The sequence below is a fragment of the Bacillus sp. PS196 genome, assembly GCF_037963555.1.
Classification (GTDB): domain Bacteria; phylum Bacillota; class Bacilli; order Bacillales; family Bacillaceae; genus Bacillus; species Bacillus subtilis.
In genome coordinates this window covers 3,953,041-3,977,528 of record NZ_CP150159.1, presented here as the reverse complement: position 1 = coordinate 3,977,528, position 24,488 = coordinate 3,953,041, and the positions used below count along the sequence as shown (strand labels likewise).

Annotated in this window: 24 protein-coding genes and 1 pseudogene; 19 read left to right on the top strand and 6 right to left on the bottom strand. The window is 44.0% G+C overall.

Going from position 1 to position 24,488, the window contains the following annotated elements:
* Positions 1-128 precede the first annotated feature (128 nt).
* The 4 genes from deoR to NST79_RS20580 all read left to right on the top strand — a co-directional run bounded on the left by deoR (position 129) and on the right by NST79_RS20580 (position 4,440).
* Complete coding sequence (gene deoR, locus NST79_RS20595; RefSeq protein ID WP_014478458.1) at positions 129-1,070, top strand: DNA-binding transcriptional repressor DeoR; 942 nt, start codon at positions 129-131, stop codon at positions 1,068-1,070.
* Between the two features lie 105 nt (positions 1,071-1,175).
* Positions 1,176-1,847, top strand: a complete 672-nt coding sequence (deoC, locus tag NST79_RS20590) for a deoxyribose-phosphate aldolase (RefSeq protein WP_015385091.1) — start codon at positions 1,176-1,178, stop codon at positions 1,845-1,847.
* An 80-nt stretch (positions 1,848-1,927) separates the two neighbouring features.
* Positions 1,928-3,109: a nucleoside permease NupC gene (gene nupC, locus NST79_RS20585; protein ID WP_003244143.1), complete on the top strand. Its 1,182-nt coding sequence runs from the start codon at positions 1,928-1,930 to the stop codon at positions 3,107-3,109.
* 29 nt (positions 3,110-3,138) lie between these two features.
* On the top strand, positions 3,139-4,440 hold the full coding sequence (locus NST79_RS20580; RefSeq protein ID WP_038428059.1) for a pyrimidine-nucleoside phosphorylase: 1,302 nt from the start codon (positions 3,139-3,141) through the stop codon (positions 4,438-4,440).
* A gap of 42 nt (positions 4,441-4,482) precedes the next feature.
* Here the strand turns inward: NST79_RS20580 and NST79_RS20575 are convergent, their stop codons facing one another.
* The 6 genes from NST79_RS20575 to hutP form a co-directional block, all read right to left on the bottom strand.
* Positions 4,483-5,910: an amino acid permease gene (locus NST79_RS20575; RefSeq protein ID WP_032722753.1), complete on the bottom strand. Its 1,428-nt coding sequence runs from the start codon at positions 5,908-5,910 to the stop codon at positions 4,483-4,485.
* A 75-nt stretch (positions 5,911-5,985) separates the two neighbouring features.
* Complete coding sequence (gene hutG, locus NST79_RS20570; protein ID WP_212060103.1) at positions 5,986-6,945, bottom strand: formimidoylglutamase; 960 nt, start codon at positions 6,943-6,945, stop codon at positions 5,986-5,988.
* On the bottom strand, positions 6,938-8,203 hold the full coding sequence (hutI, locus tag NST79_RS20565; RefSeq protein WP_212060104.1) for an imidazolonepropionase: 1,266 nt from the start codon (positions 8,201-8,203) through the stop codon (positions 6,938-6,940). The genes hutG and hutI overlap by 8 nt, the downstream gene beginning before the upstream one ends.
* A 12-nt stretch (positions 8,204-8,215) precedes the next feature.
* Positions 8,216-9,874: a urocanate hydratase gene (gene hutU / locus NST79_RS20560; protein ID WP_003243634.1), complete on the bottom strand. Its 1,659-nt coding sequence runs from the start codon at positions 9,872-9,874 to the stop codon at positions 8,216-8,218.
* Positions 9,871-11,397 carry a histidine ammonia-lyase gene (hutH, locus tag NST79_RS20555; protein ID WP_212060105.1) on the bottom strand — a complete coding sequence of 509 codons (1,527 nt, stop codon included), beginning with the start codon at positions 11,395-11,397 and terminating at the stop codon, positions 9,871-9,873. Before hutH ends, hutU begins: the two co-directional genes overlap by 4 nt.
* Before the next feature lie 112 nt (positions 11,398-11,509).
* Entirely contained in the window at positions 11,510-11,956 is a 447-nt protein-coding gene (gene hutP, locus NST79_RS20550) for a hut operon transcriptional regulator HutP (RefSeq protein WP_003243875.1), read from the bottom strand.
* Between the two features lie 143 nt (positions 11,957-12,099).
* On the opposite strand from hutP, the gene NST79_RS20545 reads away from it, so the two are divergent.
* From NST79_RS20545 to bglH, 15 genes and pseudogenes are all read left to right on the top strand, one after another.
* Entirely contained in the window at positions 12,100-12,261 is a 162-nt protein-coding gene (locus tag NST79_RS20545) for a hypothetical protein (protein WP_021481008.1), read from the top strand.
* 222 nt (positions 12,262-12,483) lie between these two features.
* Complete coding sequence (gene abnB / locus NST79_RS20540) at positions 12,484-13,893, top strand: glycoside hydrolase family 43 protein (protein WP_212060106.1); 1,410 nt, start codon at positions 12,484-12,486, stop codon at positions 13,891-13,893.
* Between the two features lie 304 nt (positions 13,894-14,197).
* Positions 14,198-14,563 carry a DUF5082 family protein gene (locus tag NST79_RS20535; protein WP_014478447.1) on the top strand — a complete coding sequence of 122 codons (366 nt, stop codon included), beginning with the start codon at positions 14,198-14,200 and terminating at the stop codon, positions 14,561-14,563.
* Between the two features lie 11 nt (positions 14,564-14,574).
* Entirely contained in the window at positions 14,575-14,844 is a 270-nt protein-coding gene (locus NST79_RS20530; protein ID WP_212060107.1) for a YwqI/YxiC family protein, read from the top strand.
* A gap of 19 nt (positions 14,845-14,863) precedes the next feature.
* Positions 14,864-16,594, top strand: a complete 1,731-nt coding sequence (locus NST79_RS20525) for a T7SS effector LXG polymorphic toxin (RefSeq protein WP_212060108.1) — start codon at positions 14,864-14,866, stop codon at positions 16,592-16,594.
* A gap of 25 nt (positions 16,595-16,619) precedes the next feature.
* The gene (locus NST79_RS20520; RefSeq protein ID WP_015483915.1) at positions 16,620-17,033 is read left to right on the top strand and encodes a hypothetical protein; all 414 of its coding nucleotides are present in this window, start codon (positions 16,620-16,622) and stop codon (positions 17,031-17,033) included.
* Positions 17,034-17,195: 162 nt separating this feature from the next.
* Positions 17,196-17,486, top strand: coding sequence for a DUF2247 family protein (locus tag NST79_RS20515; protein ID WP_224588581.1), 291 nt, complete (start codon positions 17,196-17,198; stop codon positions 17,484-17,486).
* 272 nt (positions 17,487-17,758) lie between these two features.
* Positions 17,759-18,208: a hypothetical protein gene (locus NST79_RS20510; RefSeq protein WP_212060112.1), complete on the top strand. Its 450-nt coding sequence runs from the start codon at positions 17,759-17,761 to the stop codon at positions 18,206-18,208.
* Between the two features lie 10 nt (positions 18,209-18,218).
* Positions 18,219-18,464: a hypothetical protein gene (locus tag NST79_RS20505; RefSeq protein WP_130573038.1), complete on the top strand. Its 246-nt coding sequence runs from the start codon at positions 18,219-18,221 to the stop codon at positions 18,462-18,464.
* 82 nt (positions 18,465-18,546) lie between these two features.
* The gene (locus tag NST79_RS20500; protein ID WP_212060110.1) at positions 18,547-18,933 is read left to right on the top strand and encodes a hypothetical protein; all 387 of its coding nucleotides are present in this window, start codon (positions 18,547-18,549) and stop codon (positions 18,931-18,933) included.
* Between the two features lie 153 nt (positions 18,934-19,086).
* The gene (locus NST79_RS20495) at positions 19,087-19,350 is read left to right on the top strand and encodes a hypothetical protein (protein WP_014665973.1); all 264 of its coding nucleotides are present in this window, start codon (positions 19,087-19,089) and stop codon (positions 19,348-19,350) included.
* A gap of 112 nt (positions 19,351-19,462) precedes the next feature.
* Positions 19,463-19,966 (top strand): hypothetical protein, encoded by a 504-nt coding sequence (locus NST79_RS20490; protein WP_041521459.1) that lies wholly within the window; start codon positions 19,463-19,465, stop codon positions 19,964-19,966.
* Positions 19,967-20,476: 510 nt separating this feature from the next.
* Positions 20,477-20,929 (top strand): annotated as a pseudogene (locus NST79_RS20485) (DUF2247 family protein); the annotation flags it as partial.
* Between the two features lie 299 nt (positions 20,930-21,228).
* Entirely contained in the window at positions 21,229-23,046 is a 1,818-nt protein-coding gene (bglP, locus tag NST79_RS20480) for a beta-glucoside-specific PTS transporter subunit IIABC (RefSeq protein ID WP_212060118.1), read from the top strand.
* A gap of 21 nt (positions 23,047-23,067) precedes the next feature.
* Entirely contained in the window at positions 23,068-24,477 is a 1,410-nt protein-coding gene (gene bglH / locus NST79_RS20475; protein WP_119900136.1) for an aryl-phospho-beta-d-glucosidase, read from the top strand.
* The last annotated feature ends 11 nt before the right edge of the window (positions 24,478-24,488 follow it).

Below are 24,488 nucleotides of genomic sequence, written 5' to 3'. Positions count from 1 at the left end.
GGGCAGGTCCGCGCCCAGAGCGTTTATCAGTTTCTTAGAAATCAGGTGGATGAAAGCCGGCGCCAGCCTGTATAATAAAAGCAAATCAAAAGCAGTTTTATCAGGACTGATCCACAGGGAGGTGCAGAATGGATCGGGAAAAACAACAATTAAGCATAGAAGCGGCAAGGCTTTACTATCAGTCTGACTACAGTCAGCAGCAAATTGCTGAGCAGCTCAACATTTCAAGGCCAACCGTTTCCCGGCTGCTGCAATATGCAAAGGAAAAAGGGTATGTCCAGATTCGCGTCATGGACCCTTTTGAGGATTTGGATGCGCTCGGTTCCATACTTGAAGAGAAATACGGGCTCCTTGAGGCGCATGTTGTGTTTTCCCCGACACCCGATTATGCAGGAATTACACATGACCTAAGCCGCTATGGTGCAGAATATATGCATGAAACGGTAAAAGACGGCGACATTGTCGGCGTCAGCTGGGGAACTACCATGTATCAAATCGCGCAAAATATGCAGCCGAAGCAGGTAAAAGGCGTCGAGGTCGTCCAGCTGAAAGGCGGCATCAGCCATTCCCGGGTAAACACGTATTCAGCTGAAACGATTCAGCTGTTTGCAGAGGCTTTTCAAACGATGCCGCGCTATCTTCCGCTTCCTGTCGTGTTTGATAATGCGGATGTGAAGCGAATGGTGGAGAAAGACCGCCATATTGAGCGGATTATTGAGATGGGCAAGCAGGCGAATATCGCTCTCTTTACGGTCGGGACTGTCCGTGATGAAGCGCTGTTGTTTCGGCTCGGATATTTTAACGAAGAAGAGAAAGCCCTGCTGAAAAAACAGGCCGTCGGGGATATTTGTTCACGCTTTTTTGATGCGAAAGGGAATATTTGCAGCAGTGCCATCAATGACCGGACCATCGGTGTTGAGCTTGAAGACCTCAGGCTGAAGGAACGCTCCATTTTAGTTGCCGGCGGAAGCAGAAAAGTATCTTCCATTCACGGAGCATTAACCGGAAAATATGCCAACGTTTTAATCATTGACCAGCATACCGCGAGGGCGCTTGTTAATGATTTGTGACACGTTCAAACCTTTCGTTGAACAAAATTTCAATTACCAATTTACATATGTTCAAAAGTCGGTTATGCTAAAAAATATCTTAACAAAAAAGGAAGTGTGCGAAGGATGTCATTAGCCAACATAATTGATCATACAGCTTTGAAACCGCATACACAAAAAGCGGAAATTCTAAAACTAATTGAAGAAGCGAAAACATACAAATTTGCTTCAGTATGTGTCAATCCGACATGGGTGGAGCTTGCTGCAAAAGAGCTTAAGGGAACTGGAGTCGACGTTTGTACGGTCATCGGCTTCCCGCTCGGTGCCAATACAACTGAAACAAAAGCGTTCGAAACAAAAGACGCCATTTCAAAAGGCGCCACTGAAGTGGATATGGTCATTAATATTGCCGCTTTAAAAGACAAGGAAGACGATGTGGTGGAAGCTGATATCCGCGGTGTAGTGGAAGCTGCAGCCGGAAAAGCGCTTGTCAAAGTCATTATCGAAACGTGCCTTCTGACTGATGAAGAAAAAGAACGTGCATGCCGTTTAGCGGTGTCTGCGGGAGCCGATTTCGTAAAAACATCAACAGGCTTTTCTACAGGCGGCGCAACGAAGGAAGATATCGCCTTAATGCGCAAAACAGTAGGACCTGATATCGGCGTGAAAGCATCTGGCGGCGTCAGAACGAAAGAAGATGTAGACACAATGGTAGAGGCCGGAGCAAGCCGAATTGGCGCCAGCGCAGGTGTTTCTATCGTAAAAGGAGAAAATGCATCAGGCGGAGACAACTATTAAGAGCTGACGGAAGGCAGACTGCTTTCCGTTTTCTGAGGAAACAGTGATTGTAAGCGAATACAAATAAAGGAGAAACACATATGAAGTATTTGATTGGGATTATCGGTTTAATCGTGTTTTTAGGCCTCGCGTGGATCGCGAGCAGCGGCAAAAAAAGAATTAAGATCCGCCCAATTGTTGTTATGCTCATTTTGCAATTTATTCTTGGCTACATTCTCCTCAATACCGGAATAGGGAATTTCCTCGTGGGAGGATTTGCAAAAGGATTCGGTTATCTGCTTGAATACGCGGCAGAGGGAATTAACTTTGTGTTTGGCGGCTTGGTGAATGCGGACCAAACGACATTCTTTATGAATGTTCTCTTGCCAATCGTGTTTATTTCCGCTCTGATCGGGATTCTGCAAAAGTGGAAAGTCCTCCCGTTTATTATTAGATATATCGGCCTTGCCCTCAGCAAGGTAAACGGTATGGGAAGATTGGAATCGTATAACGCAGTGGCTTCTGCGATTTTAGGGCAGTCAGAAGTATTTATCTCCTTGAAGAAAGAACTCGGTCTTTTAAATCAGCAGCGCTTGTACACGCTTTGCGCATCTGCGATGTCAACTGTATCAATGTCGATTGTCGGCGCGTATATGACAATGCTGAAACCGGAATATGTTGTAACAGCGCTGGTCTTGAACTTATTTGGCGGTTTCATAATTGCTTCTATTATTAATCCGTACGAGGTTGCAAAAGAAGAGGATATGCTTCGTGTTGAGGAAGAAGAAAAACAATCTTTCTTCGAAGTGCTCGGAGAATACATCCTTGACGGTTTCAAAGTAGCGGTTGTCGTCGCTGCGATGCTGATTGGATTTGTCGCGATTATTGCATTGATCAATGGCATTTTTAATGCAGTATTCGGTATTTCGTTCCAAGGCATTCTTGGATATGTGTTTGCTCCATTCGCTTTTCTTGTCGGTATCCCATGGAATGAAGCTGTTAATGCGGGAAGCATTATGGCAACAAAAATGGTATCGAATGAATTTGTCGCCATGACGTCGCTTACGCAAAACGGTTTCCATTTCAGCGGCCGTACAACAGCGATCGTATCGGTATTCCTTGTGTCATTTGCGAACTTCTCCTCAATCGGAATCATTGCCGGTGCCGTAAAAGGACTGAATGAAAAGCAAGGAAATGTCGTCGCTCGTTTCGGCTTGAAATTATTATACGGTGCTACGCTTGTCAGCTTTTTATCAGCAGCAATTGTGGGCTTGATTTACTGAACTTAATCGAAAAGGATCGGTGACCAAACATGAGAATGGTAGATATCATCATCAAAAAACAAAACGGAAAAGAACTCACCACTGAAGAAATTCAATTTTTCGTGAACGGCTATACAGACGGAAGCATTCCTGATTATCAGGCAAGCGCGCTTGCTATGGCGATTTTCTTCCAGGATATGAGTGACCGTGAACGCGCGGACTTGACGATGGCTATGGTGAACTCCGGTGAAACGATTGATCTTTCTGCCATTGAAGGAATTAAAGTGGATAAACACTCCACTGGCGGCGTTGGCGACACGACAACACTCGTTCTCGCTCCGCTTGTTGCGGCTCTTGATGTGCCGGTTGCTAAGATGTCCGGCCGCGGCCTCGGCCATACGGGCGGCACGATTGATAAGTTAGAGGCAATCGCCGGCTTCCACGTGGAGCTGACGAAGGATGAATTTATTAAACTTGTGAACCGCGACAAGGTTGCGGTCATCGGCCAAAGCGGCAATTTAACGCCGGCTGATAAAAAACTGTACGCGCTTCGTGATGTAACGGGAACGGTCAATTCCATTCCGCTCATTGCAAGCTCGATTATGAGCAAAAAAATCGCTGCCGGGGCGGACGCCATCGTGCTTGACGTAAAAACGGGAGCGGGCGCCTTCATGAAAACAGAAGAAGACGCAGCTGAACTTGCCAAAGCGATGGTACGCATCGGAAATAACGTCGGCCGTCAAACAATGGCTGTCATTTCAGACATGTCCCAGCCACTCGGCTTTGCGATCGGAAATGCGCTTGAAGTCAAAGAAGCGATCGACACGCTCAAAGGCGAGGGGCCTGAGGATCTTCATGAGCTTGTCTTAACGCTCGGCAGCCAGATGGTTGTGCTTGCGAAAAAAGCCGATACATTGGACGAAGCGAGAGCGAAGCTGGAAGAAGTCATGAAAAACGGCAAAGCACTTGAGAAATTCAAGGATTTCCTGAAAAACCAAGGCGGCGACAGCTCAATTGTTGACGATCCGTCTAAGCTTCCGCAAGCCGCATATCAAATTGATGTGCCTGCCAAAGAAGCGGGTGTCGTCTCTGAAATCGTTGCGGACGAAATCGGTGTCGCAGCGATGCTGTTAGGTGCCGGTCGCGCCACAAAAGAAGATGAGATCGATTTAGCCGTCGGCATCATGCTCCGCAAAAAGGTCGGCGACAAAGTAGAAAAAGGCGAACCGCTCGTGACGCTTTACGCCAACCGCGAAAACGTTGATGAAGTCATAGCAAAAGTCTATGACAACATCCGCATCGCCGCGGAAGCGAAGGCGCCGAAGCTGATTCATACGTTGATTACTGAATAAAAATAAAGCACATCCCATCCTGAGTGGGGTGTGCTTTTTTGATTACAGGATGTGATCAGCCTGATATTCCTCTTGGCTGATTTTTTTCGCTTTTGTAACATTTCTTTTGATATGATAGATCAGATAGCAAAGGATGATACAAGGAACTCCGCAGAAAAGTGCGATTCTTTGATTGGGATCAAAAGCAAGACCGATACAAGAAGCAGAACATAATAAGAGAGCGGCTATAGGCATAAGAGGATAAAGCGGCGTGCGAAATGTCAGATCTTTTACATTCCCCCCTTTTTTCAGAAATCTCTTTCGAAACAAGAGCTGGGACAAGGCAATGCTCATCCAGACCACGACTCCTGCAAATCCAGCAATTGCTACCATCACCACATAGACAGTTCCAGGGGCCACGATACTGGAAACGAGAGATAAACAAGATACAGCCATACTGATCATTAAGGCATTTAAAGGAATGCCTTTAGATGTCACTTTCTTAAAACGGGAGCTGATCATGTTTTCATTTGCTAAAGACCACATCATACGGGTCGAAGCATATAAGCCTGAGTTGGCGACAGACAGCAAGGCTGTTAATATCACGAAATTCATAATATCAGCAGCGTAAGGGATTCCGATCTCCGCAAATACGGCTACAAACGGGCTTTCAATCACGCCTGCGTCCTTCCATGAAATCAACCCGGATAATATGAAGACAGCGCCAATGAAAAAAATCACGGTTCTCCATGCGACATTACGGATGGATCGCGGTATATCCTTTTGAGGATTTGCTGATTCTCCTGCTGTAACGCCGATTAACTCTGTACCAGAAAAGGCGAAGCTCACAGATATCATCGCGATAAAAACGGCGAGAAAGCCATTTGGAAACAGCCCGCCATGATCTGTGAAGTTTGACAACATAGGAGCATCCGCCGTTCCGTTTAAAGAGATCAGGCCAAACATGGCGGCTCCTCCTAAAATGATAAATAAAATAATGGTGACAATCTTTACGCTGGAAAACCAAAATTCAGTTTCCGCAAATAACTTAACTGAAAATGCGTTGCATATAAAAAGAAGGGCTGCAAAAATCGCACTCCACATCCATACACTGCTGTCAGGGAACCAGCGCTGCATGAGAATACCGGATGCGGTAAACTCAGAGCCTACCGTCACCACCCAATTGATCCAGTACATGATGCCGACCATAAAACCGGTAGATGGACCGATAAATGTTGTAGCATATTTTTGAAAAGAGCCGGTCACCGGCATGGCAACCGACAATTCGCCGAGACATTGCATGACGAGGTACATCATCAACCCGCCGATTACATAAGCGAGTATCGTACCGCCGGGTCCGGCTTGATGTAGCGTATAGCCCGTACTGAGGAAAAGTCCTGTGCCTATGACGCCTCCCAATGAGATCATAAATAGGTGCCTGCTTTTCATTGTGCGTTTTAGCTGTTGGCTGCTGTTCTCCTGAAGATTCACTGTCTCGCCCTCCTTTTAGCTGCCATTCCTTAGGCAGATGAGTTTCTTATACCCAAAATACAACCTGCCAGAAGATCACTTGAATGGGGAGAGTTTCTTTCCTTTTAATGCGTGTAACAGAACATGAGCTGCAGCTCTGCTTGTCATATCTCGAAAATCGAGGGTAGGATCGACTTCAACAATTTCAATCCCGGCAATATTGGGCTGTTGTGCGATGTACTTGACTGCTTCAAGCAATTCGTCTGTATAGAGGCCGCCCGGGCCAATCGCTGGACAGCCGGGTGCATGGGACTGGTCTAAGACATCCATGTCAACAGATATAAAAATGAAATCTGTTCTATCTTGAACAACAGGCAAAATCTCTTTTATCGTTGGGATTAGTCCTTTTTCGCGGATCATGTCCATCGTGTGAATGTTCACGCTATGTTTTTTTGCATATGCTTCATAGGCCTGGCTGTTGCTGAATTCTCTGATACCCAGCTGGATCAAATGTTGACCTTCAATGATCTCTTCATCCAAAAGGCGGCGGAAGGGGGTGCCGTTTGTCGGCCCCCCGTCCTCCGTATTGCGAACATCGTGATGGGCATCAAATTGAATCACTGCTGTCGTTCCTTTTGTTTGTGCTATCGCTTTTATTGTGGAGTAGCTGATAGAGTTATCTCCCCCAAGTATGAGCGGCACCCAATCCGGATGGTCCGAAAGCAGAGCGTGCATGGTTTGGAAAATGTGATGATGTGACTTTACGATATCAGTGACATGAATATCGATATCCCCCAGATCATATAGAAGCTCTGATACGACATGCTCTCCAAGCTCAGCAGAATAGGCTGATGAATGTTTCAGAGCCTGGCGTATTGTTCCGGGTGCAAAGGAAGCGCCTGAATGACTGATGGAGGATTTTGATAGGGGGACACCTATCAACGCCGGTCCCTTAATGTCCTGGCCGTCCCATGTTGCGATCAGGTCGCTCATTTTTGTGACATCCCGGTCTTTAAACGAAGATCCGGCCTCTCTGAGAAAAGGGTACTTATCCAAGAATGGCTCCCTCCCTGTTGACAACAATTGTTCCGTTTTTCATGACTTGATGTACATGATTGACCCCGTAGTGATACGGAATATACATATAGTTCGAGGCTTGCCAAATGACTAGATCAGCTGAGCGGCCGACTTTGAGCTGACCGGCTTCCTCTCCTTTCCCTATGGCGTATGCGGCATTGACTGTGACCGCATGCCAAATTTCTTCTGCAGTCATTTTCAGATGAAGCGCGGCAATGGACATAATCAGCTGGATATTTTCAGTCGGCGAGCTGCCAGGATTAAAATCCGTTGCCAAGCTGACACCTACACCTTCATCAATCATAGCTCTAGCCCTGGCGTATGTGCTTTTGCCAAGATAAAATGTCGTGCCCGGCAAGAGGACGGCGATCGTTCCTGCCTCAGCCAATTTCTTTATGCCTTCGTCCGATGCACCTACCAAATGGTCGGCTGAGACGGCCTTTAGCTCACCTGCTAATTCAGCGCCTCCAAGCGGATCGATTTCATCTGCGTGTATTTTTAATCCGAAGCCTGCCTCAGCTGCTTTTTGTAAATAACGGCGGGATTGGCTGACTGTAAAAACGCCTGTTTCTGTAAAAATATCAGCAAAGCTGGCGAGCTCCTGCTCTTTGATTTCCGGCAAAAGGGAAAGCATTTGATCCAGAAATTCATCTGGATCGTTTTGATATTCGGGAGGAATCGCATGGGCTCCCATAAATGTGGAAACAAGGTCAACAGGCTGGCTTTCATGCAGTTTTTTTGCGACACGCAACTGTTTGAGCTCTGTCTCTTTTTCCAAGCCGTAGCCGCTTTTCACTTCTGCTGTGGTTGTGCCGTAGGACAGCATTTTTTGCAGATGAAAATGGGCTTTTTGCAGCAGCTCTTCTTCTGAAGCCGCCCTGGTATCCTTGACTGTAGACAGAATCCCGCCGCCCTGCGCCAGAATATCCAAATATGAAATGCCCTGAAGCTTAAGGTTCATCTCCTTTTCACGAGATCCGCCAAATACAAGATGGGTGTGCGGATCAACGAGGCCAGGCGTTACAAGGCGTCCCGAACAGTCAATGATTTCGTCTGCCTCGTAACCGGCTTCAGCCCCTTTTTGTCCGGCGAACACAATTTTCTGTTCATGGATGCCGACAACAGCGTCTTCGATCACATGAAGATCCTGCATGCTTTTGCCTGCCCGCGGACCGCTGCTTTCCATCGTCAAAAGCTGACCGATGTTGATGAGAATCGTATCAATTTGCTTTGGCATGTCATCACTCCTTTATTTTTGCATCGGCACGATAATGTCCTGTTCCTTCGCTACTTCAACGGCACGTTCATAACCCGCATCCGCATGACGGATAATGCCCATTCCTGGGTCGCTCGTTAAGACCCGCGCGAGCCGCTCGTCAGCCAGCTCACTTCCATCGGCCACTGCAACCATGCCGGCATGCAGGGAATAGCCCATTCCGACGCCGCCGCCATGGTGGAAGGAAACCCAGCTTGCACCCGCCGCCGTGTTGACAAGCGCATTTAGCACAGCCCAATCACCAACAGCGTCACTTCCGTCTTTCATCGCTTCTGTCTCCCGGTTTGGAGAGGCGACAGACCCGCAGTCCAAATGATCTCTCCCAATAACGACAGGCGCTTTTAGCTCCCCGGTTCTAACCAGCTCGTTAATGGCGAGGCCCATCTTTTTTCGTTCTCCATATCCAAGCCAGCAAATACGGGACGGCAAGCCTTGGAAGGTGACTTTTTCCTGTGCCATATCAATCCAGCGGTGAAGGGCTTTATTTGTCGGGAACAGCTCTTTTAATAACGCATCCGTACGGTAAATATCTGCCGGATCTCCGGAAAGCGCCGCCCAGCGGAACGGCCCTTTTCCTTCACAGAATAAGGGGCGGATGTAGGCAGGGACAAACCCCGGAAAATCGAAGGCATTCTCCAGCCCTTCATCCTTTGCGACTTGCCGGATATTGTTGCCGTAGTCAAATACAATAGAGCCCTTTTGCTGAAAGGCCAGCATGGCTTCGACATGTTTTTTCATGCTTTGCTTCGCAAGGCGCACGTAAAGCTCTGGAGTGTCTTGACGCAAACGGTCAGCTTCATCAAGGGAATAGCCCTCGGGAACATAACCGATTAAAGGGTCATGGGCAGATGTCTGATCTGTCACAATATCAATTTTGACGCCTCGGTTCAACAGTGTGTGATGCACCTCAGCTGCGTTTCCGAGAAGTGCAATGGACAAAGGTTTTCCTGCCAGCTTTGCCTCTTCAGCCCAAGCTAAGGCTTCCTCAATCGATGCTGTTTTTCGATCGCAGTATTTTGTTTCGATCCGCTTGTCGATGCGTTTCTCGTCAACCTCGACGGCAATCACGACGCCTTCATTCATCGTGACTGACAGCGGCTGGGCGCCTCCCATTCCGCCGAGACCCGCTGTCAGCGTCAACGTTCCTTTTAAGCTGCCCCCGAAGTGCTGTCGCGCCAGCTCAGCGAAGGTTTCATAGGTTCCTTGCAATATGCCTTGTGAGCCAATGTAAATCCAGCTGCCAGCCGTCATCTGTCCGTACATCATTAACCCTTTTTTCTCAAGTTCGTGGAAATGCTCCCAGTCTGCCCACTTCGGAACAAGAACAGAATTTGCTAGGAGCACGCGCGGGGCCTGCGGGTGTGTACGGAACATGCCAACGGGCTTTCCGGATTGCACGAGCAATGTTTCATCATTTTTTAATGTTTTCAAGGAATGCTCAATGGCGTGAAAAGCGTCCCAATCCCGTGCGGCTTTGCCAATCCCGCCATATACGATGAGGTCCTCCGGCTTCTCGGCGACTTCTGGATCAAGGTTGTTTCGAAGCATCCGAAGCACTGCCTCTTGCTCCCATCCTAAGCATTCAAGCTCTGTTCCTCTGTTGGCACGGATTGATTTTTTTACATCAGTCATATGTTCATCCCCCTTAGTTCTTTATTCTGATGATCAGGTATTAAAGATTCTTTCTTCAGCCAGTCAGTCAAGCGTTCAATGTCATAGGAAAAAACACGGTCCTGCTGAATGGACGGCACGATTTTTCTCATTTCCTGAAAAAGCTGTTTCGTATAGGACGCTGCATGTTCTATGCCTCTGTATTCAACAGCCTGCAATGCGCAAATCGCTTCGATCGCAATGACTCTCCTTGTATTTGCGATCACCTGATAAGCATGCCGAGCGGCGATGGTTCCCATGCTGACATGGTCCTCTTGGTTGGCGGATGACGGAATGGAATCCACACTTGCAGGATGGGCCAGTGTTTTATTTTCAGAAACGAGTGAGGCCGCGGCGTACTGCATGATCATTGCACCGGATTGCAGACCGGGATGAGGGCTCAGGAACGGCGGCAGGTCATTCAGCTGCGGATTCACAAGTCGTTCGATCCTGCGCTCTGCGATATTCGCAAGCTCTGATATTGCGATTTTCAGAAAATCCATGGCAAAGGCGATCGGCTGTCCGTGAAAGTTTCCGCCGGAAATCACTTTGTCACCGTCATTGAAAATGAGTGGATTGTCTGTAGCTGCGTTCATTTCAATCTCTAATTTTTCTTTGACATAGCCTAGTGTCTGCCAAGTCGCACCGTGTACTTGCGGAATACAGCGCAATGAATAGGCATCCTGAACCCGCAGTTCTCCCTGGGAGGTTGTCAGGCCGCTGTCAGATAGATAAAAGCGAATTCGTTCTGCGACATCGATCTGCTCCTGATAGCCGCGTGCTGAGTGAATATCCTCGTCAAATGCATCGATAATTCCCCGCAAACCCTCAATCGTTAAGCTGGCAATGCGTTCTGTTTGATAGGCTAGTTTCTCAGCTTCAATGTAGGCGACCACTCCCATTGCAGTCATGGCCTGAGTCCCGTTAATCAAGGCAAGCCCTTCCTTGGATGTCAGCGTTACCGGTTGAATACCTGCTTTTTTCAAGCCTGCCATTGCCGGCATTCTTTCCCCCTCAAAAAAGACTTCTCCTTGTCCGATCAGCGCAAGCGCCAGGTGGGAAAGCGGCGCCAGATCTCCGCTTGCGCCAAGTGATCCTTGCTGGGGGATGACAGGATGGACGCGTTTATTTAAAAAAGCAAGCAACTGCTCGATCAGCTCAGCGCGTACACCGGAAAAGCCTTTTAACAGCGCATTGGCGCGCAAAAGCAGCATTGCCCTGGAAACACACTCAGGAAAAGGGGCGCCGACTCCGCAGGCATGAGAAAGGATTAAATTCAGCTGCAGCGCCGCCGAGTCTTCTTTCTGAATCAGGACATCGCTGAATTTGCCAAATCCGGTGTTGATGCCGTAGATTGTCTTTTCGTCGCGTACAATCCGTTCCACTGCCGCTCTGCTTTTTTTCACGCGCTCCATACTTTCCTCAGAAGCCGCTGCCTCCTCAAAATCAAACAGCACACGAGCGACGTCGGCTGTTGTCAATGAAGTACCGTCTAAAGTCACCATAAGCCCAACTCCTTTTTCTTTACTTTGGTAAAGCGCCCATACAAAAAGGAGCTATGCTGTGAACATCTGTTTTCACGCATAGCCCCCTATCGTCTAAGATCTATGGGCTGTTTCATATGTGATTAATTCCAACACCGAATGTCTCGTGCTCAAGACCTTTAATCGGCGCCCCGATTGTTCCGTAAAGCGAGACAGCAATCCAATCGCCTTCCGCTTCACTTTCATAAGGATTTCCCCTCAAAACGGCAAACCTCAAGCCCACCGTCCGAAGCAGCGATCCTAGCAGCATTTCACCTCTGGTCACGCCATGCAAAGCCTCCATCGTCGCATGATAAAGCGCATGTGACTCCCGATAACCCTCAGATTGAATGACACCACTCTTTTTGGAAGCGGTTTCAATTGCGGCTACTACTTTATGCGCGTCCATTGATCCTACCTTGCCAAGACAGACCTTCCATCCGTCTCGCTCCAGCTCCTCAACCTGCGTACTTTCTTCCGCCTCATTCAGCAGCAGGAGAACAGACAGCCGTCCGATCCGACGCTCTTTATGCAGTGTCATATGAATCACTCAATTCCTAAAAATTCTGATAACTATTAACTGAGTATTATATTAATTGGTTCAGCAGCAGAAGTCAAAAGGTTTTTTACAGTCTTTAACAAGTTAGATTGCTATTGTAATAGCGTGACACAGAAAGCAGCACATTGCACACGAATACCCAGACAGAAGTGCAAGCGGCCGCTGTCATATTGCTGACAATGAGAGGTAAAATGCCAAAAAGAGGCGAAGTTGCCGGAGAAAAGTCGACGACTTTACAAGACCGGACAAAGCGTTCATTACGTACGCAAATGAAGAAACAGAAGTAATTGAAGAAGGAGAAACGGCAAAAGGGTTGAACTATGAAAAGAGGATATGCAAGCAGCAGTTCTGTGCCAAACAGACATCAGTCTGACAATGTAAGAGAACAGTGAGAAATCACCTATCTGTTTGAATATGAAAACATTCGGCTGTTTTAATAGGCCGGTGTTTCTTCATAGAGAAATGTAAGCGCTTAAAAATTTAATAAAAAAGAGAGGCGAATTGTTTAGATGTTCAACCGATTGTTTCATGTATGTTTTCTTGCAGCTCTTATCATGGCCTTCACCCTGCCAAACTCCGCCAATGCACAAAAACCCGTATTTAAAGAAGTCAGCGTTCATGATCCTTCCATCATTGAAACAAATGGCACCTTTTATGTTTTTGGATCTCATCTCGCTTCAGCAAAAACAAATGACCTCATGCAATGGCAGCAGCTGACCACCAGCGTAAGCAACGACAACCCACTTATCCCGAATGTCTATAAAGAATTAAAAGAAACCTTCGAATGGGCGCAATCCGATACTCTTTGGGCGGCTGACGTCACGCAGCTGGCGGACGGCAAATACTACATGTACTACAACGCCTGCCGCGGCGACTCACCAAGATCCGCCATGGGTGTTGCCGTTGCTGACAACATCGAAGGCCCATACAAAAACAAAGGCATCTTTTTGAAATCAGGAATGGAAGGCACAAGCAGCGATGGAACACCGTATGACGCAACCAAACACCCGAATGTCGTCGACCCGCATACCTTCTTTGATAAAGACGGCAAGCTGTGGATGGTGTACGGATCATACTCAGGCGGTATTTTCATACTTGAAATGAATCCGAAAACGGGCTTCCCGCTTCCTGGACAGGGATACGGGAAAAAACTGCTCGGTGGCAACCACAGCAGAATCGAAGGCCCGTATGTTCTCTACAATCCAGACACCCAATACTACTACTTATATCTGTCATTCGGCGGCCTTGATGCAACAGGCGGCTATAACATACGTGTGGCCCGCTCCAAGAAACCAGACGGTCCTTACTATGATGCAGAAGGCAATCCAATGCTCGACGTCCGCGGCAAAGAAGGCACATTCTTCGACGACCGTTCCATCGAACCATACGGCGTCAAACTCATGGGCAGCTACACTTTTGAAACAGAAAATGAAAAAGGCACCGGGTACGTCTCACCAGGCCACAACTCCGCATACTATGACGAAAAAACCGGGCGTTCCTATTTAATCTTCCACACCCGCTTCCCGGGCAGGGGTGAAGAACACGAAGTCAGAGTCCACCAACTGTTCATGAACAAAGACGGCTGGCCGGTAGCAGCGCCATATCGTTATGCGGGCGAAACACTGAAAGAAGTAAAGCAAAAAGATATCACAGGAACATACAAACTCATCCAGCACGGAAAAGACATCTCAGCCGACATCAAAAAAACCATCAACATCCAGCTCAACAAAAACCACACCATTTCCGGGGAAATGACTGGAACATGGAAGAAAACCGGAAAAAATACAGCTGAACTTATGTTAGCTGGCAAGAAGTATAATGGCGTATTTTTACGCCAGTGGGATTCGGTGAGAGAGAAGAACGTGATGACATTTAGTGTGTTGAATGGCAGCGGTGAGGCTGTATGGGGATCTAAATAAGATGGAGAAGCGCCTTCTAGAGAAGGCGCTTTTTTATGAGCTTTATTGACTATAAGAAATGGTTGAGCGAGAGAAAAAACAGAAGTGATAGCGGGGTTCAAGACCTAAACGAAAAGTCCCCATCATGATGATTCTCCCTCTTACAAAGTTATGAAATTGAATTTTTAGCTATTTAGAACCGGGATAAAGTTCCTAAAGACAATCCTTTTTACCTATTTATCCAATATGACCCATCATGTAATATGAAAATAGTCTGTATTGTAAAGAATTGACACAGTTTGATAGAAACACGAGGTGTTGCGGCATGCATAGTGAAATGTTGTTACATTCGGTAAAAGCCGACTTACATGAAAAGCAGGAACAGATCCATCAATTAAAACGAGTGCTGCACGAAATTAGGCAAATCAAACACGATTTCTCTGAGGCCCAGCATCTCATTCACCGGCCTCATCTTAACCGGGAGGCATGGAGAGGAACACATGCTCAGCGGTTTGAAGATATTCGTGAAGGAATGAACAAAGCATATCAGCAAATCAAAAGCGATCAAGTCAGCGGAATCATCGAAAGCATAGAAGGAAAAATCCACTCATTAGAGGGCGATGTCTATTCCATAAGACGCCAAATTACGAGGATAGAGCATGAAATAGAGAAGGAAAAACATAAAAAGTGAGGTGAGCACAAATGGCACAGGAAATTAAAATGGTGTATGGCACAGTGAAGCAAGGGCTTTCTCAGCTCAAGAATTCAGCTGCACTCAAGTCCTCCTTGCCCGGCCATCTCTCAGGCAGAAACCATTTGAATGTTGTGAATTCCATCGAGCAATTAAATAAGGACATCAAAGAGCTCACTGAAGCATATGCGTCTGTTCTGGCCAAGCATATCGCACAAACGGAAAGCGCGGTAAACGCCATGAAGGAAACGGACGAAAACATATCATCTTCCATGAAATAAAGCGCGGGAGGACAAGGGATTGAAAACATTAGATGTCCACGCTCTTCACGAGGGCATTCAGCATACGATTGAGAAACTGGACAAGCAAAAACAACAGCTGGAGAAGCTGGAAAAAAGCGTTGAGCATCTGGCAGGCATGAAGGATGCGCTGAAAGGAAAAGGCGGAGATGCCATCCGGACCTTTTACGAGGAGTGCCACAAGCCTTTTCTCCTTTTCTTTGGCATGTTTATCGACGAATACAAAAAAGTGCTGAAACAAACACAGCATGCGATTTCCTCTGTAGAATCTGACTCCCACGGCATGATCGCAGAGGCTTTTCTCTCACACGATGCGAGACATGGGGTCAAGCATGCACGAGAAGTGACAGAGCAGCTCACTGACGCAGTCAATCGCCAAACATCAGCCATCGATCACATCGTCAGCCTGCCGACAGTCAATGATTCCTTTTTTCGGATGGAAACAGAACAGGCTGAGCGACTGATTTCGGACACCCTGAATAAGCTCTTTCAATTTGACGGCCAGCAAACCCAAGCACTAGAAACCGCAAAATCAGATTTTCAAACGATGAAAAAATACATTGATCAGCTCGAAACCATGTACACCGGCCCGAAAATTGAAATCACGGGCTACAAAAGCGGCTCCATCCTGAAATCACAGGAAGAAGAAAACATCAACCAAACCTTCGGCGCGATTAACCCGCAAATGAAGCAGCCGGATGATTCACCGATGGAGATGATGCTGAAGAAAATAGAGAAACATAAGCAGTCCAACGTTGATATCGTGATGAAGGATGGCAAACAACAGAAGATCGAGCGTGAGATTCATGCTGATGACAGTAACGTAACTGTATTACAGAAAGAAGCAGCAGCTCACCCGAAAGTCTATGGAGACATACGGGTGATAAATGATAAACTATATAATAATAAAAGATTAAAAAAGATAGATACGATAGAAGTGATTGACGAACTAACTCGCAATACTGCAAGCATCGACTATGTCGGCGGCAAATATTATGTTTATGAAAACGGCCAGATCGTAAGAGAATTCTATGCTGGAGGGAAAAAGCGGCTAGAAGAAGTGTCTTACATACCAGAGGATAAAGTAGGCGGAGCTAAGTCACTGGATTCATTTTTGGCTGGAACGCAGTATGAATTTATTGAGTGGGTAAGCCCTCAGGGTGCTGTTAAAAAATTGGCGGTCCGAGGCGGGAAGCGTGTTGTCACAGATGTGGCTAAACATGTTGCGGAGAAGGAAAGTAAGGGTGAGGTTAATAAGGTTGCTTCAAAGGGTGCGAGTGAAGGTAAGAAATTGGTATCTTCAAAGACGGTTATTAGCTCAGATATGGAAGCGAAAATATTGGAAGGACAACGTAAAGTTCCAAAAAATATTTTAATAGGTGGACATTCCTCAAGTATAAACAACGCTAATGATAATTTCGCAGTGGAAGTACTATCTACTAATGCAGATGGGACGAAAAGTGTTATGTTTACTAAGCAATTTGTAGATGGTAATATTTCTAAAATTAAAAAGAGTACATTATTTCCGGAATCGTGGAATGATGATCAGATTCTTAAGAGTATTATAGAGGTTGGAAATACACCACCTATATCTACAAGGTTGAGGGATAGATCAACTTGGCATAGAGCATCAAAAAATGGAGTGGAAATAGATGTTATCAAAAATGGTGACGAGGTAACTAGTGGTTACCCAACAGGAAAGGTAAATGCGCCTCGTCCATCAGGTTTTTGAGATGTAAATTGAAAGGTGATAAAAAATGTATAGAGAATTAGATAATCTTTTATCTGCTGAAACAACTGAGGACTCATGGTACGATGATGGTTGTATAATTGCAAGTGATATATTGTCAGACTTTAGAGCAGATGATTGGGGAAAATTAAAAAACGAAGCACTTACTAAACCTTTGGAATGGCAAAAAAAACTGGCATACTGTATGGATAATAACGGAAGTTCACATGAATTTTCAATATTACTATCACTACTTAGTATTGATAATGAAGAGCTATTTGAGGTATGCATAGATTCTCTAAGAAGCTTTGTGACTCCCGAGAGTAAACAAATGATATTGAACGATCCATCCATACTTCAGAGAATAAATGATAAGTTGCCAAAAGCAAGTGCCCCAGTAAAGAAAATACTTGAAGACTTCCTTGAGAAGGTTCATTCTTAATAATTTGTTATAGAATTGTTTATACAACAATGCTTAAAAGTCAATGATAACTTTTTAAAGCTTATTCTCACACAGTGGTGTGAAGTGGAATAAGCTTTTCCTATTGCAGGATCAGCTTATAATTTTAAAGACTCAGGTAAAATAACCACATGGAAGAGATAGATGGTGTATACAGTTGAGATAATCAAGAAAAACGAATTTGAATGTAACTGGATTACATTGTTTATTAGTAGGCAGTTTAAGTTAATTTCTTCACAAGAAGTAACAAATTATGCGGTTAATTATCTAGTGAATAATCCTAATATTAAAGATGAGAATATCTTTGAATTGGCGTGGGAACAAACTGAAGAAAGAGCAGATGCATTATTAGACCACATAGTCTCTAATAGCCGTTCTGAAGTCTTGAATAGAGAGTATCATAAGTGGTTATACACTGTTTTGAAGAATATATAATAATTCTTCTGATGATAGTATGTTTAGCGACATTGAAAACATTGTTTATATGTTTAACACAACTGAACATATGAACAATTTTTTTAGAACTGTATCGCCTGTTTTCTATTATCCTTCTGATTTGAAATATACAGTAAAAGAACTACTGAAAGAATTTTTGGAAACTGAGAGGAAAATAATTTCTAATTAATTATGATTGGGAAATACTCATTATATTGCTTGCGTTACCTCACACCATCTACCGGTGAATAAGAAATAACGGAGATAGTATATTGCTCAGATATAAATATGCAATTGAATATATAGATGATTATGATGAAGTCATTTTGGATTTGGAAAAAGAGAAAATACTTAAAAATGGTTACCTTATTAGTAATTCGTTAGGATCTGATATATTTAGTGATTTCGATAGCATAAAGGAAGAAATTGAACAATTATTAAAAGTATTGTCTGGGGAATTACCAATATTCGAAAGTGGCGGGAATTTAAATTTAATTAGTTCTGATAAACATAAAACAGTGATTGAAGATATTTTCGCAGATGAAGATGAAGGAGATTGTATATGCACAATAGAGACGGTGGAATATACCAAGATCATTTTAATCTGGGCAAAAGAAAGTATTAAGTACAAAAACAAAAGAGACGTTCTATCAGCAGAAGAAGCTGATGAAAGAATAGGTTGGATAAAAGAAAAGTGGAGTGAATTGAATTTTACTAATTGAGGAATAAACAGTGGCGGTATACATTTTATTACTAAAAGAATATGAAGATAATGAAACTGTGGTTTACAAATTGGGGCCTCATGAAAATACTATGGGCAAAATGAAATTAAATAAAATAATTAGGGAATTTTCAGAGTTAGAAGAAATTAAAGACTTCCCGTCAACATTTTATTTTGATCGAGCTGCACATAGATTAGCAGTTTGTTTAGTAAAAGAAGAGGGTGTATTTCCAGTAAAAACGGCTTTTGAGTCTTAGCAAATAATGAAGCTTTTATTGACAACAATGCCCTTCAAGGTTTTAACGCATTCAATATAATAAAAATCAAAGAGGTTCTCCTATGATATATAAAGCACTTATTAAAGGACTTGATCCACATATAGAAGAGGAAGTGATACTCGAAATTGAAGGGGTTGAATTCACAGGTTTTTCATCTGTCTGTCCTTATGAAATTGAAGTGGGGAAAAAATATCCTGTGTTAGTTGGTTTTACGATTTTGGATGAGTTAGTTATTCGTGAAAGTATAGAAAAAACAAAAGAATTAGAACGGATTGGTTTAGGATATCAATATTATATTAGGGGGGTTTTACAAGAGGATTCAATTGATGCAGGAATCGTTCTTACTGATGAAGATGAGTATTTTTCTGAATATCCTTATTTAATTGGGAAAAATGTTGAGATGAAGGTTGACAGGATAAGTATAGAATTTTTAAGGGAGGCTGTTTAAATATAAAAAGTAAAATGATTATAAAAATGGAAACTTAAATTTTTTTATGAGAAGGCTTTGTTCTTGGACATAATCAGAAAAAATTATGAAGGAAACCTTGATTGACACTGCCATAAATAATAGCTGAAGAAATACATAAGGTGATTGTAGAGAGTGAAGAAGATAGATGAGAAATTTTTATTGAGAAAAATAAATGAATCATTATTAATCATTCAGATTGTTTTGCCCCTAGCAGGAATAGTTCTAACTATCACGACAATATGGTTAGCAAATACCAATCAAGTTAACGATATAGAGTTATATGTAATTGCTGGTTTTTCATATGGTGTATTTTTCTTTTTGTTCCCTTTAGGTATTTATATATTTAGGAAAAGAATACTTATAAAAAAATTAAATGATTTAGACGGATATCAATAAGTTTCTAATACGTGAACGTACAGTTTAAGAGCCATTGGGTTGAAAAAAATCTATTCAAGAAAGTCATCCGGGAATAGGGTTTGAAACTATTATTAGAAGGTCATTTGAAATTATGTTAAAAACATTAGAATGTAGAGATAAAAAGCCTATGAAAGTAGAATTTGATGTCTATACACCAATTAATATAGAATTTGGAAATTGGGATATATCAGAAGATAAAACGGTATACTGGAGAACCGGAGATTTTAAAAAATCATTAATTGAAATAGGATTTGCACAAAAAACAGGAGAAATTCGTTCTATTACATTAACTCTGTGTGAAAGTGTTTATAAATCTAAAGAATGGAATATTGAAAACATTGAACCAATAAAAGGGGTTCCTGTTCTTAGCGTAGACCGACAACGGAATGAAACGTATATCGATGAAAAAGGAATATTAAACGTATATATAACAGATAAGACAGTTTATATTCAATTTTCAGCTCATGAGATAGAAGCTCTTATAGAAAATAATCACGTATTATTTTGTTTGGATTGTGATGACAATATTTGTGGTGTCATTATAAACGATGTAGGAGATAATGAAATCAACATATTAGAACAGGCATTAAAATAATAATAAAGAAAAACCTTGAAGAGTAAACCTTTCAAGGTTTTTGACAATTATCATCTTTTTCTAGCAACAACAAATAAAAAGTTAAGGGGCAGTTTAAAAATGTTCACTACTTACAATGAATATGATTTATTAGAACTGTTTGATAGCGAGCCAATAATCGTGGTGAGTGACCCCCTTGCAGAAATATTTATGTACTCTATCCAAGATATGTAAGGCTTTAAACTGATTCTGACAATGGATGTATACGCTTTGGAGTGCAATCTAAGTCTCACCTTCAATGAGTTGCTTGTTTTTGAATCTAAGTTTATAAATGTTACTCAATTAAAGAGATGTAATTCTGATCTATTTATATATATTCATAACGAACCAAAGGTAAAGGTTATATTTAAAAAGCAACTTGGAATTATTTTTGTTTAATGACATATATGAAAGCAAGGATGTTAGAAATTAAAAATCGCTTTAAATACTTTCAAAGTACATCATGTAAATGACGATTAGAAAACTCTTTACGTTGGGTTGAAGCAAGGGTGGATAAACAAAATTGAAGTAATGAATTATGCTGTTGAATATTTGATGAACCATCCCGGTGTACAACGAGAAGAAATTCTAGAACTGGCTTGGGGAGACAAGGATGATATTGAAGAAGCCATTTTGAATATATTACGAGTTGAAGAAAATAGTTTCTATGCTATTGAAAAAAGAAAATGGAGATATGTTATTCTTCTTGAAGTAAAATCAAAGTATAGTGATCATGGAATTGAACTTTTGAGCAAGCTTGCGGAAGTTTATGCAGATATGAATTACCCTGAAGATATGGCGGGTTTTATTCATTATCATCCTTTTAATAACGGATGTAACTCGCATTTACATTCCTATGAAAAAAATATAAATAGATTATGCAATTTGTTTCAAGATTTTTTAGTAAGGAAAAAACAAAATATACAAAATGGCTTACCGTTATAAAAAATAGTCCTTATTGAGCAATCACCTTAGTCAACACCAAAAAATGAAAGCGTTGACATCCCGCGAATCTAGTGCTAAAGTATATCCTACAAACAAATAAAACGACCCGTCAGGATTGTTACTGTGAAAGCAGGCAAAACCTAAATGGTGCAGGTGCAGGAGGAGACTCTCGCAATCTGTGTCATTTAGGTTTTTTTTATTCTCTTTTAGGAGGTGATGCAGCATTTGATACAAAAAAAGCTGGAAGAAAGGCGGCCACCTTTCTCCCAGCAGTCCCCCCATAAAAAGGAGGTATACACATGGATTATGATAAATTATCGAAGGACATATTACAACTCGTAGGCGGTGAAGACAACGTTCAGCGCGTGATTCACTGCATGACGAGGCTGCGTTTTAATCTTCATGACAATTCGAAGGCGGATCGCAGTCAGCTGGAGCAGCTGCCTGGAGTGATGGGCACCAATATCAGCGGCGAGCAGTTTCAAATCATTATCGGAAACGATGTGCCGAAGGTGTATCAGGCGATTGTGCGGCACAGCAATCTCAGTGATGAGAGGAGCGCTGGTTCATCCTCTAAGAAAAAGAATGTGCTGAGTGCGGTCTTTGATGTGATTTCTGGTGTGTTTACCCCGATTCTGCCTGCGATTGCGGGAGCGGGGATGATCAAAGGGCTTGTTGCGCTGGCAGTTACGTTTGGCTGGATGGCGGAGAAGAGCCAGGTTCATGTCATTTTGACGGCTGTCGGTGACGGTGCGTTCTACTTCCTGCCGCTCCTGCTAGCGATGAGTGCGGCGAGAAAATTCGGAAGCAATCCGTACGTAGCGGCAGCCATTGCGGCGGCGATTCTGCATCCGGATTTGACAGCCCTGCTCGGTGCGGGGAAACCGGTTTCCTTTATCGGGCTTCCTGTAACCGCTGCCACTTATTCGTCAACGGTCATCCCGATTTTGCTGGCGATTTGGATTGCTTCGTACGTAGAAAAATGGATTGACCGTTTTACACACGCATCTCTCAAATTGATTGTGGTTCCGACGTTGACATTATTGATTGTCGTGCCGCTGACATTGATTACAGTCGGTCCGCTTGGCGCTATTTTAGGAGAATACTTGTCTTCTGGGGTCAATTATTTGTTTGATCATGCAGGGCTTGTGGCGATGATTTTGCTGGCGGGTACATTCTCTTTAATCATTATGACGGGCATGCACTATGCCTTTGTGCCGATCATGATCAACAACATCGCTCAAAACGGCCACGATTATTTACTGCCGGCTATGTTTTTGGCGAATATGGGGCAGGCGGGAGCATCATTTGCCGTCTTCCTTCGCTCCAGAAACAAAAAATTTAAATCACTCGCGCTTACCACAAGCATCACGGCGCTGATGGGGATCACAGAACCTGCGATGTATGGCGTGAATATGCGATTGAAAAAGCCGTTTGCGGCCGCTTTGATTGGCGGTGCAGCCGGTGGCGCGTTTTACGGCATGACGGGTGTTGCTTCCTATATCGTCGGAGGTAATGCAGGTCTCCCGAGCATCCCTGTCTTTATCGGCCCAACGTTTATTTACGCGATGATCGGCCTTGTGATTGCGTTTGCGGCGGGAACAGCAGCTGCGTATTTGCTTGGATTCGAGGATGTGCCTTCTGACGGCAGCCAGCAGCCGGGCAGCAGAGAGATCATTCACAGCCCGATTAAGGGAGAAGTGAAAGCATTAAGCGAAGTCAAAGACGGAGTGTTTTCTGCCGGGATCATGGGAAAAGGATTTGCCATTGAGCCTGAAGAAGGAGAAGTTGTTTCGCCTGTTCGTGGAAGCGTTACCACCGTTTTTAAAACAAAACACGCAATTGGCATTACGAGTGATCAGGGAGCTGAAATACTCATACACATTGGATTGGACACAGTGAAGCTGGAGGGGCAATGGTTCACGGCTCACGTCAAAGAAGGCGACAAGGTCGCACCGGGAGATCCGCTCGTGTCCTTTGATCTGGAGCAAATCAAAGCCGCGGGATATGACGTCATTACCCCGGTGATTGTGACCAACACAGACCAATATTCGTTTTCGCCGGTGAAAGAGATCGGTAAAGTGCAGCCAAAAGAAGCGCTGCTTGCTTTATCTTAAAAAACTGATGGGGTGATCAATATGAGTTCAAATGCAAAACGATTTCCAGAAGGATTTTTATGGGGCGGCGCAGTTGCTGCCAACCAAGTGGAGGGTGCTTATAACGAGGGTGGTAAGGGGCTTTCGACAGCTGACGTATCGCCGAACGGGATCATGTCTCCATTTGATGAATCAATGACTTCCTTGAATCTGTATCACAACGGGATTGACTTTTATCATCGTTATAAAGAGGATATCGCCTTATTTGCAGAAATGGGATTTAAGGCGTTCCGCACATCGATTGCGTGGACGAGAATTTTTCCGAATGGCGATGAAGAGGAGCCCAATGAAGAAGGCCTCAGCTTTTATGATGATCTGTTTGATGAGCTGTTAAAGCATCATATTGAGCCTGTCGTAACCATCTCTCATTATGAAATGCCGCTCGGTTTAGTGAAAAATTATGGCGGCTGGAAGAATCGCAAAGTCATAGAGTTTTATGAACGCTATGCCAAAACGGTCTTCAAACGCTATCAACACAAAGTGAAGTATTGGATGACGTTCAATGAAATTAACGTGGTGCTCCATGCGCCATTTACCGGAGGCGGTCTTGTTTTTGAAGAAGGAGAAAACAAATTAAACGCGATGTACCAGGCGGCACACCACCAATTTGTGGCCAGTGCTCTTGCTGTCAAAGCGGGTCACGACATCATTCCTGATTCGAAAATCGGCTGTATGATAGCGGCAACGACAACCTATCCGATGACTTCTAAGCCGGAGGATGTCTTCGCGGCAATGGAGAATGAGCGCAAAACACTTTTCTTCTCAGATGTTCAGGCAAGAGGCGCATACCCGGGATATATGAAACGCTATCTGGCAGAAAACAATATTGAAATTGAAATGGCTGAAGGCGATGAAGAGCTCTTGAAAGAACATACGGTGGATTATATTGGATTTAGCTACTACATGTCGATGGCGGCGAGCACAGATCCGGAAGAGCTTGCAAAATCAGGGGGCAACCTGCTGGGCGGAGTCAAAAACCCTTACCTCAAATCATCAGAATGGGGCTGGCAGATTGATCCGAAAGGCTTGCGCATCACGCTCAACACCTTATACGACCGTTACCAGAAGCCGCTGTTCATCGTTGAAAACGGCCTTGGCGCTGTAGACAAGGTTGAGGATGACGGCTCAATTCAGGACGATTACAGAATCAACTATCTGCGTGATCATTTAATTGAAGCGCGCGAAGCCATTGCGGACGGCGTTGAATTAATCGGATACACATCATGGGGGCCAATTGACCTTGTCAGCGCATCTACTGCGGAAATGAAAAAGCGCTACGGCTTCATTTATGTAGACCGGGACAATGAAGGAAATGGAACATTTAACCGCATCAAGAAAAAAAGCTTCAACTGGTATCAGCAGGTTATCGCCACAAACGGAGAGAGTCTCTGACAATTTTTTGA